Source organism: Fictibacillus halophilus (genome assembly GCF_016401385.1).
In the GTDB taxonomy this organism is placed as follows: Bacteria; Bacillota; Bacilli; order Bacillales; family Fictibacillaceae; genus Fictibacillus; species Fictibacillus halophilus.
Map to the genome: position 1 here is coordinate 296,105 of NZ_JAEACF010000001.1, position 16,261 is coordinate 312,365.

General features: G+C 40.4%; 13 protein-coding genes. 9 read left to right on the plus strand and 4 right to left on the minus strand.

The features are described 5' to 3' along the window. The first annotated feature begins 5 nt into the window (after positions 1–5). Genes I5J82_RS01600 through I5J82_RS01620 form a run of 5 tightly spaced genes read left to right on the plus strand, consistent with a single transcriptional unit; the run spans position 6 to position 5,619 of the window. A complete protein-coding gene (locus tag I5J82_RS01600) occupies positions 6–851 on the plus strand; it encodes an ABC transporter permease (RefSeq protein ID WP_198766369.1) in 846 nt (281 codons plus the stop codon). 15 nt (positions 852–866) lie between these two features. Continuing rightward, a complete protein-coding gene (locus I5J82_RS01605) occupies positions 867–1,598 on the plus strand; it encodes an ABC transporter ATP-binding protein (RefSeq protein WP_198766370.1) in 732 nt (243 codons plus the stop codon). Continuing rightward, a complete protein-coding gene (gene acsA, locus I5J82_RS01610; protein ID WP_198766371.1) occupies positions 1,595–3,286 on the plus strand; it encodes an acetate--CoA ligase in 1,692 nt (563 codons plus the stop codon). The genes I5J82_RS01605 and acsA overlap by 4 nt, the downstream gene beginning before the upstream one ends. Beyond that, on the plus strand, positions 3,279–4,361 hold the full coding sequence (metX, locus tag I5J82_RS01615; protein WP_198766372.1) for a homoserine O-acetyltransferase MetX: 1,083 nt from the start codon (positions 3,279–3,281) through the stop codon (positions 4,359–4,361). Before acsA ends, metX begins: the two co-directional genes overlap by 8 nt. Further along, positions 4,348–5,619 (plus strand): homoserine dehydrogenase, encoded by a 1,272-nt coding sequence (locus tag I5J82_RS01620; RefSeq protein WP_198766373.1) that lies wholly within the window; start codon positions 4,348–4,350, stop codon positions 5,617–5,619. The genes metX and I5J82_RS01620 overlap by 14 nt, the downstream gene beginning before the upstream one ends. A gap of 180 nt (positions 5,620–5,799) precedes the next feature. On the opposite strand, the gene I5J82_RS01625 is transcribed toward I5J82_RS01620, so the two are convergent. Together I5J82_RS01625 and I5J82_RS01630 are read right to left on the minus strand one after the other, a co-directional pair. Continuing rightward, on the minus strand, positions 5,800–9,906 hold the full coding sequence (locus I5J82_RS01625) for a phosphodiester glycosidase family protein (protein WP_198766374.1): 4,107 nt from the start codon (positions 9,904–9,906) through the stop codon (positions 5,800–5,802). 333 nt (positions 9,907–10,239) lie between these two features. Further along, entirely contained in the window at positions 10,240–10,356 is a 117-nt protein-coding gene (locus I5J82_RS01630; RefSeq protein WP_197127025.1) for a YjcZ family sporulation protein, read from the minus strand. Between the two features lie 104 nt (positions 10,357–10,460). Between I5J82_RS01630 and I5J82_RS01635 the strand changes: the two genes are divergently transcribed. From I5J82_RS01635 to I5J82_RS01645, 3 genes are all read left to right on the plus strand, one after another. Continuing rightward, the gene (locus I5J82_RS01635) at positions 10,461–11,108 is read left to right on the plus strand and encodes a 2'-5' RNA ligase family protein (RefSeq protein ID WP_198766375.1); all 648 of its coding nucleotides are present in this window, start codon (positions 10,461–10,463) and stop codon (positions 11,106–11,108) included. Positions 11,109–11,181: 73 nt separating this feature from the next. Then, a complete protein-coding gene (gene mscL / locus I5J82_RS01640; protein ID WP_198766376.1) occupies positions 11,182–11,643 on the plus strand; it encodes a large conductance mechanosensitive channel protein MscL in 462 nt (153 codons plus the stop codon). A 93-nt stretch (positions 11,644–11,736) separates the two neighbouring features. After that, entirely contained in the window at positions 11,737–14,025 is a 2,289-nt protein-coding gene (locus tag I5J82_RS01645) for an ATP-dependent DNA helicase (protein ID WP_198766377.1), read from the plus strand. A gap of 145 nt (positions 14,026–14,170) precedes the next feature. Here the strand turns inward: I5J82_RS01645 and I5J82_RS01650 are convergent, their stop codons facing one another. Beyond that, on the minus strand, positions 14,171–14,866 hold the full coding sequence (locus I5J82_RS01650; RefSeq protein ID WP_233096376.1) for a class I SAM-dependent methyltransferase: 696 nt from the start codon (positions 14,864–14,866) through the stop codon (positions 14,171–14,173). Between the two features lie 116 nt (positions 14,867–14,982). Between I5J82_RS01650 and I5J82_RS01655 the strand changes: the two genes are divergently transcribed. Next, complete coding sequence (locus I5J82_RS01655) at positions 14,983–15,504, plus strand: GNAT family N-acetyltransferase (protein WP_233096377.1); 522 nt, start codon at positions 14,983–14,985, stop codon at positions 15,502–15,504. Between the two features lie 23 nt (positions 15,505–15,527). Here I5J82_RS01655 and I5J82_RS01660 read toward each other — a convergent pair whose 3' ends face one another. Continuing rightward, on the minus strand, positions 15,528–16,154 hold the full coding sequence (locus I5J82_RS01660; RefSeq protein ID WP_198766379.1) for a class I SAM-dependent methyltransferase: 627 nt from the start codon (positions 16,152–16,154) through the stop codon (positions 15,528–15,530). Positions 16,155–16,261: the final 107 nt, after the last annotated feature.

Sequence of the window (16,261 nt, forward strand, 5' to 3'; positions counted from 1 at the left end):
TGTCGATGATTTCTGAAACACATAAGTGGAAAGTAGCACAGAGAGCTTCCCCTCAAAAGCTCTCTTCATCGAAAGGTTTATTTCAATTAGGTAAAGGGATTTTGGTAGGTTCGATCCTGCCTATCATTCTATTAGTTGCGTGGGAAATCGCCGCTAGAATGGGACTTCTGGCTGCGCACCTGTTGCCTGCACCAACCATTATTTTAGAGAAAATTATTAGTATGTATCAAGATGGATCACTGTTCGGCCATATCTCTATTACACTGACCCGGGTATTCTTAGGATTTACGATTGGAACGGGAGCAGCGGTCGTAATTGGCGCGATCGTTGGTTATGCAAAAACAGCAGAAAGACTATTAGATCCGTTGTTTCAAGCCATTCGTTCTATACCTTCTCTAGCTTGGGTACCGCTCTTTATTCTTTGGATGGGGATCGGCGAACCTTCTAAGATTTCGCTAATCGCAGTTGGTGTATTCTTTCCTGTCTATTTAAATATTGTTGCTGGAATTCAAGGTGTTGACCGCAAGCTCATCGAGGTCGGAAGAATTTATCAGTTAACACCCTACCAGCTAACAAAACGCATTATTTTGCCTGCTGCATTGCCATCGTTTATTACGGGTATGCGTAGCGGTCTCGGGCTTGGATGGATGTTTGTAGTAGCGGCAGAGCTTATGGGAGCAAGTGAAGGACTAGGCTATCTGCTAGTAGTAGGTCAGAACACGTACTCACCAGACACCGTCATTGCGAGCATTTTGCTATTTGCAGCTTTAGGTAAAATAACGGACGCAGTACTAAAATGGGTCGAACATCGCTCACTAAAATGGCAAGACAGTATAACTAACCAAGGATAGAAGGAGGGGAAACAGATGCTGAAAGTGAATCGTTTAGAACGAACATTTAATCAACGTACGGCTGGATTTCAAGACATTAATCTTTCTGTGAAGGAAGGTGAGGTCATTGGGATTCTAGGCACGAGCGGCTGTGGGAAAAGCACATTGCTCCGCGTGTTATCAGGTCTCGATCAACAATATGAAGGAACGATTTCAATAGAGAATGGATCGAACAACCAGATCGGTATGATGTTTCAAGAACCTCGCCTTCTGCCATGGTTGTCTGTAAAGAAGAACATTTCATTTGGTTTGGAAAAAGAAGAGAGACACAGTGATAAATATAAAACGTATTTGGACCTGGTAGGATTAACGGATTTTGAAAACCATTACCCGAAAGACTTATCAGGTGGGATGGCACAGCGAACAGCAATAGCACGAGCGCTTATCACTGAACCTGAAATCCTCTTGTTAGATGAACCGTTCAGTGCGTTAGATGCTTTTACAAAAATGCAGCTTCAAGACCTTCTGTTATCCATATGGCAAAAAAAGAAAACAACGATGATTTTAGTCACTCACGATATTGATGAGGCGCTCTATCTCTGTGATCGAATTCTCATCTTAAAAGGTCAGCCAGGTGAATTGTACAGCGAAATTGAGGTAGATAAAGAAAAACCAAGAACCCGAGGAGACGCTTACCTCTCTAAACTAAAAGCACATATCTTAAACTTATTAAACGTTGAAAAGAAAGCAGCAGGTGAACATCAATGACAAAACTAGTCACCATTGATCCAGTCGGAGGAACACATAATATTTCAGAAGACCAAAGGGATACATCCTTTTCTTGGGAAACTTTTACCGAAAGATTCAATAGGCGAAGTGATGGTAAGACGAATATGGCGTATGAATGTGTAGACCGTCATGTTGAAGAAGGAAGAGGTGAGAAAACAGCTCTTCACTATATTGACGACTCACAGGATATTAAAATTCGTTATAACGAGTTAAAGAAAACGACTGACCAGTGGGCGGCGGTTTTAAAAAAGCATGGTGTAAAGAGCGGAGATTTTGTTTTTGTCTTCTTGCCAAAACACCATCATTGTCATATCGCAATGTTAGCTGCTATTAAGCTAGGAGCAATTGTGGGTCCATTATTTGAAGCATTCATGTCGGATGCGGTAAGAGACCGGATCAGTGACTGTGAAGGAACGTTCTTAATCACAGATGAAGAGTTGTATAAGCGAGTACCAAGAGAAGATCTGCCAAGCCTTCATACGGTTTTTTTAACAGATGGTGAAGGAGAAAACGGAGAAATCTCGCTTCAAAAAGAATTGAAGAGTGTAGAGAACACAGAGAGTCAGATTGAGTGGGTAGATCCTGAACATGGTCTAAACATCCACTACACATCCGGTTCTACTGGAAAACCTAAAGGAATCATCCATGCTCATCGAGCGATGGTACAGCAATATCTTACAGGTAGATGGGTGTTAGATATTCAAGAAGATGATGTGTATTGGTGCACTGCTCATCCTGGATGGGTGACAGGAACGGTGTATGGCGTTTTTGCACCATTATTAAACGGAGCCACCATTGTTGTTCACGGTGGACGATTTAAAGCAGAAACTTGGTATGAAACCTTACAAAAAACAGGTGTAACAGTATGGTATAGTGCACCAACTGCATTTCGGATGTTGATGGCAAAAGGAAATCAGCTTCCAGAACGCTATGACCTTTCAAAGCTCCGACACATTTTGAGTGTAGGCGAACCATTGAATCCAGAAGTCATCTATTGGGGTCAGAACGTGCTTGGAAAAAGAATTCATGATACGTGGTGGATGACTGAAACTGGCGCTCAGCTTATTGTAAACCTTCCAACAGAGCCGATAAAGCCAGGTTCAATGGGAAAAGCATTTCCCGGCATAACCGCAACCGTATTGGATGAAGACGGAAATGAACTGCCTCCGTATGCCGTAGGTCATTTAGCGATCAAGGCACCATGGCCAGCAATCATGAGAGAAGTTTGGCAGAATCCTGAAAAATATGATTCGTATTTTAGCTGGGGCGAGTGGTATGTGTCTGGAGATCTTGCCATAAAAGACGAAGATGATTATATCTTTTTCCAAGGACGTTCAGATGACATGATTAATTCCTCCGGAGAACGAATCGGACCATTTGAAGTCGAAAGCAAACTGATCGAACACAAAGCAGTTGCCGAAGCTGGAGTAATCGGCAAGCCTGATCCGATTCGCGGAGAGATCGTAAAAGCCTTTATCGTTTTAAAAGATGGATTTAGAGAGAGTAAAGAGCTTTTGGATGAAATCCGAATCTTTGTTAGAGGTGAATTAGCTGCACATGCTGCACCTCGCGAGATCGAAATCGTAGAAGAGCTTCCAAAAACAAAGATCAGCGGAAAAATATTGCGAAGAGAGCTGAAAGCCCGTGAGTTACAAAAACTTGCTTGAAACTTCGAGAAAGATAGGGAAGGTTAGAATCGGTGACTTTGCTCTAGAGTCAGGAAAAGTAATTCCGAACGCCGAATTAGCTTTTGAGAAGACAGGTAACGCTAAAGGCCCTGTTGTCTTACTCTGCCACGCGTTAACTGGAAATCAGTATGCATACGGATCAGAACAAGATCCAGGATGGTGGCGTGGATTAGTTGGTCCTGATCAATATATTGACACAAACCAGTTTCAAGTAATCACATTTAATGTGCTCGGAGGATGCAGCGGTTCAACTGGTCCAGCAAAGACGAATCCTGAAACCGGAGAACACTATGGAAAGTCATTTCCTTTTGTAACGGTAAGAGATATGGTTCGCGCGCAGCGACAGGCACTTAGCATTTTAGGGATTCCTAGACTTCTTGCCGTCATGGGAGGTTCACTCGGCGGTATGCAGGCACTTGAGTGGGCTGTGCAGTTTCCGTATTTCTTAGAAAAAGTGTTTATCTTTGCGGCAACTCCTTTTTTAAGTGATTATGGCGTCGCTTTTAATAGACTTGCCCTTCACGCGATAGAAAGTGATCCTGTGTATAAGAGTGGCCATTATAAAAGCGATGAGAAATTAGCAGGATTGGAGATCGCACGTATGGCGGGGTTATTAACATACCGTCAGCCTAAGCTATTTAATGAGAGATTTAATAGAGAGATCAAAGAAAAAAATGACGAAGGTAAACCGTTCTTTCAAGTAGATTCCTATCTTACGTATCAGGGGGAAAAGTTGACCAAAAGGTTTGATGTGGATAGCTATGTATCTCTTCTATATGCCATGAACGCTTTCGATATTGGCGATAAGCTTGGTGGCTGGGAGCGGGCAGCATCACAAATTCAAGCTGAAGTACATGCTTTTGGCTATGAAGGAGACCTTCTATATCCTCCTGAGGTGATTGAGAATTTTGTAAAACATACTAGATTCGGAACCTACTATTCTATAGAAACAGACTTTGGTCATGATGGATTTTTAGTTGAATTTGAAAAATGGGGACCACATGTAAGAGAAGCATTGAGACAAGAAGGGAGGCTGCAATATGGCACCTATTAAAGCGGCGCTGCTAGGTTTTGGAACCGTTGGTCAAGGTGTATATGAAGCACTGAAAACGCATAGAGAACAACTTCAAGCTGTGCTGGGTAAAGAGGTTGTGATCGAAGGGATATTAGTTAAAGATGGAAGAAAAAAACGTGAAGTGGATGAACATGTTTTAATAACTACTGATTTTGATGAGATCCTCAATATTGATGGACTAGAGGTCGTGTTTGAAGCAATCGTGGGAGAAGAGCCAGGTTTTACTTATTTGAGTCGTGCACTTGATAAAGGCTGTCATGTGATCACCGCAAACAAAGTCATGTTTGCGAGACATGGAAGAACATTGCTCGATAAAGCGGAAACACGTGATCGTTTTGTTGGATTCGAAGCGACAACAGCAGGTGGAACACCAATCATTCGGAGCATCTCTCAGCTTCTTCAAGTGAACGAAATTCATGCAGTTGAAGCTATACTTAATGGCACATCCAACTACATTTTAACGAATATGAGGGAAAAAGGTCTTCCCTTTCATGAGGTGTTGAAATCTGCGCAAGAACTAGGTTATGCAGAGGCTGACCCGACAAATGATATAGAAGGTCATGATGCATTTTATAAGTTAATGATTTTAAGTGAGTTGTCGTTTGGTGAGACGCCAAAATGGGAGGATGTAGAACGCAAAGGAATAACAGAAGTAACGAGAGAGCAAATCTCGGTATTCAAAGACTGGGGATATAAGGTGAAGCATTTGGCGCGGATCCGCCGTGACCGCGACCAATTCATTTCATCAGTAAAACCCGTTTTGGTTGACGCAGATCACCCATTATATGGTGTGGAAGACGTTCAAAATGCCATTACGATCGATACGAGTCTCGCAGGAAAAGTTACGGTTCAAGGAGCAGGAGCAGGAAAACTTCCAACAGCAAGCGCCATGGTGGAAGACTTGACTTATGTGCTGCAGCCTCATTCTGTAGTAAGAAAGAAAAAAGTAGAACAGCATGCTGCTAATAGTAGCGAAGACACAAACTTCACATCAGTTGGAGAGTATGTAGTCATAGGTTCATCTGTAAGCTTTCATGGAACGGATGACGTACAAATTTTAAAACAAGAAATAAAAGAAGAGCTTGTTTTTCTTCTGATCGAGTGTCAAGTGAGTACGGCAACTCTATTAAAAGAAAACCCTGAACTGGCTGTTTATGAGGTGGCGGGAAAGGAGAGGAAAAAAGCGGTTAAGCTAGAACAGAAGGATACATTACTTAAAAAAGTAATAAATCTATAGAATGAAAAAAGCTCCATCAAAGTGGTTATCCGAACATTGCAGAGTGGCTCCTGCGATGTTTTTTAGTGTATGTTTTAATGTAATCGAGCAAAAAAACCTCATTTGCAAAATCATACAATCAAAGAAAGAAGCTGGCTGAAAGGTCAACAAATGACTGCTTTCAACCAGCTTTTCTCTTATTTACTCTTCTTCATAATCCTCGTTTATTACCGTGAATTCATCGATCAACTCTCCATCAGAAGAAGTAGTCCTAAAGGTGATTTTGTCTTTATCTACTTTTGCGTGCATGGACACGGCAATGTTATCCATGTTTACAAACTCAAACTTCTCATCAGCTACAGCGTCATAATGCTTGTTACCTGTCGTTCCGGCTACTACATATATCGTGCCATTCGTATCTTCTTTTCCGTCTTTCAGTTTCTTTGTTCTGCCATAAGAATGATCGTGGCCCGAGAAAACAAGATCGATTCCAAGTTCGTCTGCTACAGGAGGAATCTTTTCTTTCATAATCTCGTTACCGCCGAACGGGTTGGTGTAATATGGCGGTTTATGAGTCACAAGAATTTTCCAAGGTTTATCCGAATTCTTCATATCTTGTTTCAACCACTCTAGCTGTTGATTTAATATATCAGCATCAGATGTGTATCCAAGTACAGCAATATGCATGTTGTTGTAATCCACTGAATAGGTTCCGCCTTTATCTACATCCGGTCCATTCTTCGGTAAGTTTAAGATTGCTTTTGCCAGCGATCCGTCTGCATCACCCATGTACTCATGGTTCCCTAAGGCCGTAACTAAGTCAGTTGCGCGAATGTTGCTGTACTGACTCAGCGCTGCTAACGAATCATCCCATTGTTTAAACTTAGAAGATTCGTCGATCAAATCACCAACGTGAATCATAAATGATAAATCTTTATTGTTGAGATCTCCAAGAATTTTATTAAAGTGAGTAAGGTCGGAAGGTGATTGTGTATCCCCTAGTACCGCAAACTCAAAGCTTTGCATCCTTTTTAATGTTGTGAATTCCATGAACTCTGACCAATGATCTCCATCACCAACACGGTATACATAAGTAGTGTCTTGCTGTAATTTCTGCAGCTCTACTTTATTAACACGCACTATACCGTTTTTCTTGATGTCCAATTCTCCTGAAAACAATTGGTTACTTCCACTTGCTTTTTGAGTCTTTAATGACGCCATGCCTTTTTGCTCATAGTCTTTCTTTTTTGCATACTGCACAACTGCTGATTGATCACCTGCAAGAGGGCTCGACATCCAAGTAAACCCCTTCGTCTGATAAGGGTTACCTGTTGGAGTCGATATCATATTCTTAAATTCTGTTTCGGTCGCAAGTGCTGGGTATGTTTGTGTGTTGATCTTAAAGGAATACTTGCCATCCTTAACTGCATACAGCGTAATCTTTTTCACTTCACCTGTAAAAGAATCCACCGACAAAGTTCCGTTGAGATCTGTTTTTCCAAAGGAGACGGGATCGTTCTCACCATCGATATGTGCAAACAGTTCAGCATCTACAACGGGCTCATCTTTATTATCTTTTACCGAAAGCTTTGTTGGTTTTCCTAATAAAATTGGCTCATGTGTCAAACTGATTGCTGCTTTTACTGGGACACGAGCTGGATTCATGGAAAACGTAGAAATAAAGTTTTCCGCTTTCGGCTGACTAAAAATCATACTTCCTTCTAACATTTCATACTTCATTTCGCTGCCTTCCTTTGTGGATGCAGGAATATCTAACTGTATCGTTGCAACATCTGCCATTGAAGATGTTTCACCGTTGTTGATTAGATTAAGAGTTAAGATTCCGGTTTCTGAATCGTAATTTGAAGTACTGTCCTGAAAAGGTTCAGAAAACACAACATTTTTAACCGGAAATCCTTTATCCATCTGCATACGAATAGCAGCAGAAGTAATCTCATCCGTATGTGTCATTTTCACTCCGAGATTAAAGGTATCACCTAAATATGCTTCTTCTTGTGACTTTACAAGTTCAATCTTTGCTGATCCTGTATTTACCGAAAAGTAGCTTGTATGAACAGCTTGATTTCCGAATTTATCGGGAACAATCAACGTTACATTGTGTGTTCCATCTGCCCAGCGATAACCACTTAATGAAACGGATCCGTCCATGTCATAAGAAAAGTGTCCTTCTGCTTCTGCATAATTCTTACCATCTACGAGTATACGGATTTTGTCCCAATCAATACCAGTTTTATAAGGATCTTCTTCATATTCGTTCACTCTTGCCGTGATGGTTACATCATTTTTTGTAAAAATCTTGTCGTCCGTGCTAACAGATTGAATGACAGGAGGGTAGAGGTCATCCACCTTTTCACCGTAAACGGCACGAATGTTATCAACATAGATGGATCCTTTTGTCATAGGGCCAGTGATTCCAGATTTCGTAGACATCAAGCGAATCGTTTGTGTTCCTGATAACTTGAACGGACCTGTAAACGATGATGGAATCTCCGCCTCGATGTATTTCCAGCCTGTCCAGTCGATTCCCGGCTTTTCACCTGTTAGATTGATCGTCTGATTTTTTCCGTTACCATCTACAATCAGCATTCTTAGCCAATATCCTTGTGCCTCTGGCGTTCCATATACCCACATGCCAAAGCTTGAAGGATTACCTTCAACAGGAGTATTTAATCCAGGTCCTGCATAAACACCGAGCGTTGTTCCTGTTTGCGCACTTGAAAAATCAAAATCCAGCTTTAATGACTGATTGTCAAAGCGTACTTGATCTGGGAATTCGGAAAGTGATAAGGTTCCTTTTTCTCCACGTCCTGCAGTGGACGTTTTCCAGCTGCCTAATGCATCCTCAAAGTTATGAAGTACGATAGGAAGCTGTCCAACAGATACGTTTAAATTTGCTTCAAGAGGTGTGCCTTTTAATCGAGCCGTGATGGTTCCTTTCACATTTTGATCACCCGTATGAAGAATTCCTTTTTCATCAATGGTTCCCATACCATCTGGAATATCAAATGCAATATCATGAAGGTTCCACTTCACATTTCTTTTTTGAAATCTTGCTACGAGATCTATCTCTTTTTTACTGTTTTTAGCTACAGTTAATTCAGAAGAACCAAAGAATAATTCATTCGGTGTCTCGATTTCAATGATGCTTTTTCCAACTTCTATACCATTATGTTTTAACAGAATATGAAATTGACCCGTTTTTCCACTTGAGACAAAAGTTCCGTCTTCATTAATGGATCCAAACGAAGGATCAGATACTTCCCATGCTAACCCTGATTGTGGGAGTGGTGCAGAAGCTTTAGACTTGTCCATCCCTTTTGCGTCAAAATCAATCGTTGAGCCAGGAGTGAACGATTTGTCATAAGGTTCGATGTGGGCAGAATGAAAGACATGATCAGAAGGCTCTTTTGTAACAACAAGCCAAGAGTTGGCTACACTTCTTTCATTTCTGTCAGAGGGCTGGTTGTCCACTTCTATTACATCTTCACCAAGTTTGCGGGTAGTAAAAGTAGAGGAGCCGCCTCCGTCAAGATTGAGAGCGTGAACAGCGCCATGATCAATCATTAATTGAGCTAAGTCTTTCATTGAAATACCTGATGAATAGGGTTCTTGTCTGCCGTCAATGACAACAAAGAAAACATCACCGTCTTCTTTAATACCAACTGCTGTACGTGGCTCTTTATCCTGACCGGTTTGAGGAGTTTGATAGATTTGGCTGTTTCTGACTAGGATCGCGTTACCGCCGAGAGCTTCTTGAAGATCGGTTTTCATTGATTCGAATTCTGTAGAATTACCGATAACAGCGTTTCCGTCCTTCTTTATCCCAAAAAAGTTCCATGATCGCCCGCTTGTCCCTTTAATAGCGCGCCCGTCTTTATAAACCACGCCATGTGGTTCCCCGGTAGCCATGTTATAAAAATCAGCGTTTACTGCTGCAACTACTTGGTGATTCTCTCCATTGGCCGCATTCGCTTGTGCTCTTACAGGCTGTAGGCTAAATGCATCTTCATCATTAGGTGTTCCGGCTTCAATGGCAACATTCGGATTATGTACATCTACTTCAACTACAAAACTCTCAATCTTTTTACCTTCTTTACTTTCAAAGCTGTATTGCTTTTCTTCTACACCAGGCGCAATATTTGCGCGGTACTCATTAATGGGGGTTTGTACAACTTCAGAAACGAGATCAAATTCACCTAATGCAGACGTTCTAAAGGGTGATAATGTGCTGCTCACTAAAATGAGGGCAAGGGCAGACGGCAACAGCTTTTTCCAATAAAATTTCATCTTTTCCTCCTGTAAAAATAATTTTTGATACATGAGTTTCGGGCTACAGGTTTACAATAATGGAAAAATATTAATGTAATGTTAGGAATTTGTAATATATGTATATAGTTATACTAGAAAACTAAAGTGGTCGTTACAATAGGGCGAAAGTTCTCTTGTAGCTATACATATAAAGACCTGCACACACAAGAGCGCAGGTCTTTTCTCTCTCTATTTTTCTCTCTCTAGGTTCTCTCTCTGTTATCATACGAGGGGTTGTTAAAGCAAAAGGTTTTAATGCAATTGATCACATCGGATGAATCAGTAGTGATTTCCAATCAGGAAATGAACTGATTAGCACCAGCCGTGTCCGCCACCGTAACCACCGCACCAACAACACCCAACGATGATTAACAAGATAAATAGAACTACGATTAAAGCAAAGCTGTTTCCGTAAGACTTATATCCCATTTAACCCACCTCCTTCTTTACAATGACAGAATATTAGAGGTACAAGTTAAAGGTTTGGGCGGAATTAGCCCATTTTTTCGGGACAAGAGCGGAAGCCTTATTTTATGGAAGAAAATATTTACCAAAATGTGGTTTGTTGTATAATTACACTAGAACTAACTAAGTTGATCGAATTTTATGAACAAAACTTTATTGGAGCTGATAACATGTACGGTGTAATTGCTTATTTAGACAGTGAGACTGAACAGAAGATAAATGATCTCAGGGATGGACTTGGAAAAGAAGGAATCGTGGGTCATGGTATGCGACCACATGTGACACTTAGTACGCATCCAGACATTGATATTGAGTCTTTCATAGTATCTTTCCAGAATTACTTTAACGACATTGGTGCTGTACCTCTTTTCTTTCCAACCCTAGCCATATTCCTAAACAGCGGAACTTTATATGCAGCACCAACTAAAAACAGTGTGCTGACAGATTTTCATCAGCGATATCATGACCAATTTAAGAAAGAGATAAATCAACAATCATTATATATTCCTGATTATTGGGTGCCTCATTGCACGCTAGTAATGAACTTATCACATGAAGACTTAGTTAAAGCGTTTGATTATTCAGCAAGGAACTTAGAGCCTTTTCATGCAACGATTGAAAGTGTCGCACTTATACAACTAACGTATGAAGCAGATATATGCATAGATGTGAAGGATATTCTGACAGTGAAATTGAAAAAAGGTGACGTGAATTGATATCGGATGACGTTTGAAAGTAGATGCTGTATGGTTATACATATACTAGTCATACAGAAAGGAATTAGGGTACATGTGGAACGAATTTAAAACATTTATTATGCGTGGCAACGTGATCGATCTTGCCATCGGTGTAATCATCGGAGCAGCATTTAGTAAAATCGTCACTTCACTCGTTGATGATGTCATCATGCCTCCGATTGGTCTTTTACTTGGAAAAGTAGATTTCAGTAATCTCTACATAAATTTAGGAAAAGGCGACTATGCCACCTTAGCAGATGCCCAGAAAGCGGGAGCGGCGACACTTAATTACGGATTATTCATAAACACGCTGATCAACTTTTTTATCATTGCTTTAGTCATATTCTTAGTAGTGAAGCAGATTAACCGTCTAAAGAGGAAAGAAGAAGTAAAGGCGCCGGATACAAAAGAATGCAAATATTGTTTATCTACAATCCCATTGAGAGCCGTTAAATGTCAAAGCTGTACGGCAGATTTAAATGATGACGCTGTTGTGAGACAGTCCTCTGAATAAGGGGGCTTTTTTTTATTGTTGTAAAAGTTTAAAGAAGCAGTTGTGCTACAATTAATACATAAAATCTATTGGGAAATAAGGGTAGGTGAAACCATGACTGATGCTGTTAAGATCTCTGTTCGGTCTTTAGTTGAATATGTATACCGTTCGGGTAGTATCGAATCTGGCTTTAAGTCAACCTCATCCTTAGTAGAAGGAACGAAAGCTCATCAAACGATACAAAAAACATATGAAGAGAGTGACCTGGCAGAAGTATTTCTACAAACGAGCTATCTCCATAATAATCTTGAATATTGGGTAGAAGGCCGATGTGACGGTCTTCTTTTGCGTAATGATACAGTCACGATCGACGAGATCAAATCAACTGCGCGAAATCTAAGTGAGATTACAGATGAATCCTATCCTGTTCACTGGGCTCAAGCAAAGGTTTATGCCTACATATACATGGAAAAAGAAAATATAGAGAAAGTTACGGTACAGCTTACGTATGTACATGTTGATTCTGGTGAGCAGAAGAAATTTCAAGAGAATGTTACGTTTACAGAGCTAGAGAATTTCATGTGTCAACTTATAAAAACGTATGCACCATTTGCCGAGTTGCGTCTTGAAAATCAGCAAAAAAGGAATAAAAGTATAGAAGATCTAGCTTTTCCATATCCGTCATATCGCAATGGCCAGCGTAACTTTGCTGGTGCAATCTATAAAACGATTTTGGATAAAAAGACATTATTTGCGAATGCGCCAACTGGTACAGGAAAAACCATTTCGACACTTTTTCCAGCTGTTAAAGCGATCGGACAAGAAAAAGCAGAAAAGATTTTTTATTTAACAGCAAAAACACTGAACCGAAAAAACGCAGAAGAAGCACTTTTGTTGATGAAAGAGAATGGACTGTTTCTCCAAAGTACGACCATCACGGCTAAAGATAAAGTATGTTTTAAAGAAGAAACCCGTTGTGAACCTTCGTATTGTGAGTTTGCTGATGGATATTTTGACAGAATTAATGGAGCAGTACTTGATATCTTGAAAAATGAGACGGTGATGGATCGAGCAGTAATCTCTGAATATGCACAAAAGCACAAAGTTTGTCCGTTTGAATTTTCTGTAGATCTTGCGTATGCATCAGACAGCGTAATCTGTGATTATAATTATGTATTTGATCCGAGAGTCTCTTTCAAAAGATTGTTTGAAGAACAGAAAAAGCGTACGGTTCTCCTTATGGATGAGGCGCACAATCTAGTAGATCGTGCGCGCGGCATGTATTCAGCAGAAATCTCGAAATCTTCATTCTTACAACTTGCCAGAGAATATAAGGGAAAGCATGACGGGGTTTGGAATACGGCAAAAGCAGTCAATCACGAACTTTTATTAATAAAAAAAGAACACGAAGACAAAGATGTTGCTGTAGCAGATTTGCAGGAAAAATTACTAGAAAGTTTAGAAGCTTTTTTAATTCAGGCTGAGCAAGTCCTAGCCAGTGGTGGTAGTGATGAACAGCTATTAGAGGCTTTTTTTGAAGCGCTGCAATGGGTTAAGATTTCACAATTTTACGATGAACGATTCGTTACGTTCATCTCCACGTTTAAAAGTGAAGTCAAAGTTCGCCTGTTTTGTATGGACCCATCACAGCTTCTTTTTCAGACCGGTAAAAAATACGGTTCACGTATATATTTTTCAGCAACACTCTCACCGCTATCGTATTTTCGAGAAATGCTTGGAGGGGAGGAAGACGATTACATCATTCGGATGCCTTCTCCTTACGAAAAAGAGCAGCTGGATGTGTTTGTTCAACCTCTGTCTACACGATTTAGAGACCGGGAAAAAACGATAGATCCAATTGTGGGTATGATCAAAGACTTGGTCGTTAACAGACCAGGCAACTATCTTGTTTTCTTTCCATCCTATCGGTATATGACAGATATATATGAACGAATGATAGAAGAAGATCAAGCCTTCAACCTTATTATTCAGCATCCTGCCATGAAAGAAGAAGAGCGGGAGACATTTTTATCTCATTATGAGTCTGTAAGTGAGAAGTCGCTTGTTGGGCTGGCAGTCATGGGAGGCATCTTCTCAGAAGGAATTGATCTAAAAGGAGATAGACTTACAGGTGCGGTAATCATTGGTGTAGGATTGCCACAAGTAGGATTAGAGCGTGATACGATGAAGGATTATTTTCAGCGTGCAGGTAAGAATGGTTACGACTTCGCATACGTGTATCCAGGCATGAATAAAGTGCTGCAGGCAGGGGGCCGTGTTATCCGGTCAGAAGAAGATAGGGGTACGCTCGTTTTAGTGGATGACCGTTTTTTAACGAGAAAGTATGTAGAGATGCTGCCAGAAGAGTGGCGGGATTTTGTGGTGTTGAATCGGTTGTTTTAGTTTAGATATGTGAATTTGTTTGTGTTTTGCGTGAGGGTTGTCGAAAAGCCTATAAACGTTCATGAACTATAACCTAACTCTCACACCAAATTCGCCTTCACTTAACCATTAAAAAACACTTGGAGTCAAAGCTCCAAGTGTTTTTTTAACGTCTAAACAACCCTGCATTTAAAAATGGTAAACCGAATGTATCTGCTTGCTGCGTCATTTCCTTCATCTTCCGTAATTCAACCTCTTTAAAGTCAGAAAAAACTTCTCGCATCCGCTCAAACGTATAACCTAATCCGCCTTGCATCGAGCGATCCTTGTACACGTCCATGTCAGGTATATCTAATCCCATACCCACTGCATCAAAGCATGTAATTGCGAAGTGCCCGCCTTCTTTTAAACAGTTGTTTAAAAGGTTCAAATAACTAACACGACGATGTGGAGGCACGTGATGGAAGCAACCAGAATCATAGATAAGATCATACTCCTTGTGTGGTAGGTTAATCTCAAAGATACTTCCTTGTATAAATTTCACTTCAACGCCTTTTTCAATAGCGCGTTCACGAGCCCAATCTAGTCCCTCGCTCGAAAGATCTACAGCATCCACTTCGAACCCGAGCTGAGCTAAGAAGATTGCATTTCGACCAGGGCCGCATCCAAGTTCTAACACTCGGCCAGGCTTTATTAAGCCACGTTCCACATAGTTCACAAGGTTTTCATCTGGTGCGTCCACGAAAAAAGGAACCTTCTTATTTCTGTCTTCATAAAAAGAGTTCCAGAACGCTCCCTCATCCCGTAAAAGAGAATCTAGCATGTTATAAACATGTTCATTTTTCGTAATTAAATTTGTCAAATGACCATCCGCCTTTCTCATTAAAAGTGAGTCCATGATTGACTGAGTTGTCTACCTCTATTTTACCAAAAATAGGGTATAATGGGGTGGTTCACATAAAAAAAGAGGGGTGAAAAATGGATAAAATAGCGATTACAGAAGGGGTAACTTTCATGAAAGCAGGTTTAGCTGAAGTGAAAGGGATAGCAAGAGTCTGCAGAGAAGGATGGCGTGCAACTTATGGTTATTTAGAAGATGAAGTGTATGTGAACAGAGTCATTGAAGAGTATTATAACGAGAGAAGAATTGAAACCGAAGTGACCGAGTTCAGCAAAGGCTGGCATGGATACTTTGTAGCAAAAGAAGATGGAGAAGTAGTAGGTGCGATCGGCGGTGGAACGATTAGTGAAGAGATAGGTGAAATCTTTGTATTCTACATGGATCCGAACAAGAGAAACCGAGGAATTGGATCAAAGCTATTACACTATTACACTGATTATCAAAAGGATTTAGGTATTAAGGAACAATGGCTATCCGCGCAAAAAGATAATGAAAAAGCTATTCCTTTCTACGAAGCAAAAGGATTTGTAGCACAATCAGAAAAGATCAGTGAATCAAGTGACAATTACATATCAATCCGATATAAGCGGAACATTTAAGCCCCTCATAAGAGGAGCTTTTTCTAATCTACAATTGTTTTCTTGCGCAAGAGCAGTGATTGAAAATCTAATCCACCACCAGCTTCTGGAACGATGTGAAAGTCTATCACCTCAAAAAGAGGAGATACCACTTTTAATAAATTTTCATCTGTATAAAACGAAAAGAAACGCTTAGGTATGTATGAATCTTCTTCCCACACGCCTTCTGAATCTTTCCCACCGTAAACACCCATGTAAAACAATCCATCCTGAGTGAGGACGGTATGAATGTTTTTAAGCACTGCAGGAAGACTGACCTTCGGGACATGAAGCAGCGTGTTCATGGCCCATACAGACTCAAAAGATTCTGACTCGAAATTCAACGTATAATAATCCATGATTTTAGCTTTTAACCCTTTGGCTCGGCATGTTTCGACCATGTTAGGAGAGAGGTCTATGCATGTTACATCGAGCTTATGGTCTAACAAATACTTACCGTGCTGACCAGAGCCTGCTCCGATATCAAGAAGTGAATGAAAGCCTTCTTTTCTAATAGCTGTAACAAATGAATCAAGTTCACTTACCTTCCAACTCTCGATCTCTACTTTATTCCGAGAATCAGCTTGCTCGTTATAGCTTGCTTTCAGACTTTCTTTTAATAAAAGATCCATGGTGTTCTCTCCCTTGTCTTGATATGAGAATCGGTTTCTAAGCAAACAATGTATTTATTATAGCGAAAAAATAGAGTAAGGTAAATTTAGAAATGAATGAATATTCT

Bases quoted from the DNA above. Each gene is read 5' to 3' on its own strand.
- I5J82_RS01630 (WP_197127025.1), bottom strand. From the start codon at position 10,356: ATGGGATATAAGTCTTACGGAAACAGCTTTGCTTTAATCGTAGTTCTA.
- I5J82_RS01635 (WP_198766375.1), top strand. From the start codon at position 10,461: ATGGAAGAAAATATTTACCAAAATGTGGTTTGTTGTATAATTACACTA.
- I5J82_RS01600 (WP_198766369.1), top strand. From the start codon at position 6: ATGATTTCTGAAACACATAAGTGGAAAGTAGCACAGAGAGCTTCCCCT.
- I5J82_RS01605 (WP_198766370.1), top strand. From the start codon at position 867: ATGCTGAAAGTGAATCGTTTAGAACGAACATTTAATCAACGTACGGCT.
- mscL (WP_198766376.1), top strand. From the start codon at position 11,182: ATGTGGAACGAATTTAAAACATTTATTATGCGTGGCAACGTGATCGAT.
- acsA (WP_198766371.1), top strand. From the start codon at position 1,595: ATGACAAAACTAGTCACCATTGATCCAGTCGGAGGAACACATAATATT.
- I5J82_RS01625 (WP_198766374.1), bottom strand. From the start codon at position 9,906: ATGAAATTTTATTGGAAAAAGCTGTTGCCGTCTGCCCTTGCCCTCATT.
- I5J82_RS01645 (WP_198766377.1), top strand. From the start codon at position 11,737: ATGACTGATGCTGTTAAGATCTCTGTTCGGTCTTTAGTTGAATATGTA.
- I5J82_RS01655 (WP_233096377.1), top strand. From the start codon at position 14,983: ATGGATAAAATAGCGATTACAGAAGGGGTAACTTTCATGAAAGCAGGT.
- I5J82_RS01660 (WP_198766379.1), bottom strand. From the start codon at position 16,154: ATGGATCTTTTATTAAAAGAAAGTCTGAAAGCAAGCTATAACGAGCAA.
- I5J82_RS01620 (WP_198766373.1), top strand. From the start codon at position 4,348: ATGGCACCTATTAAAGCGGCGCTGCTAGGTTTTGGAACCGTTGGTCAA.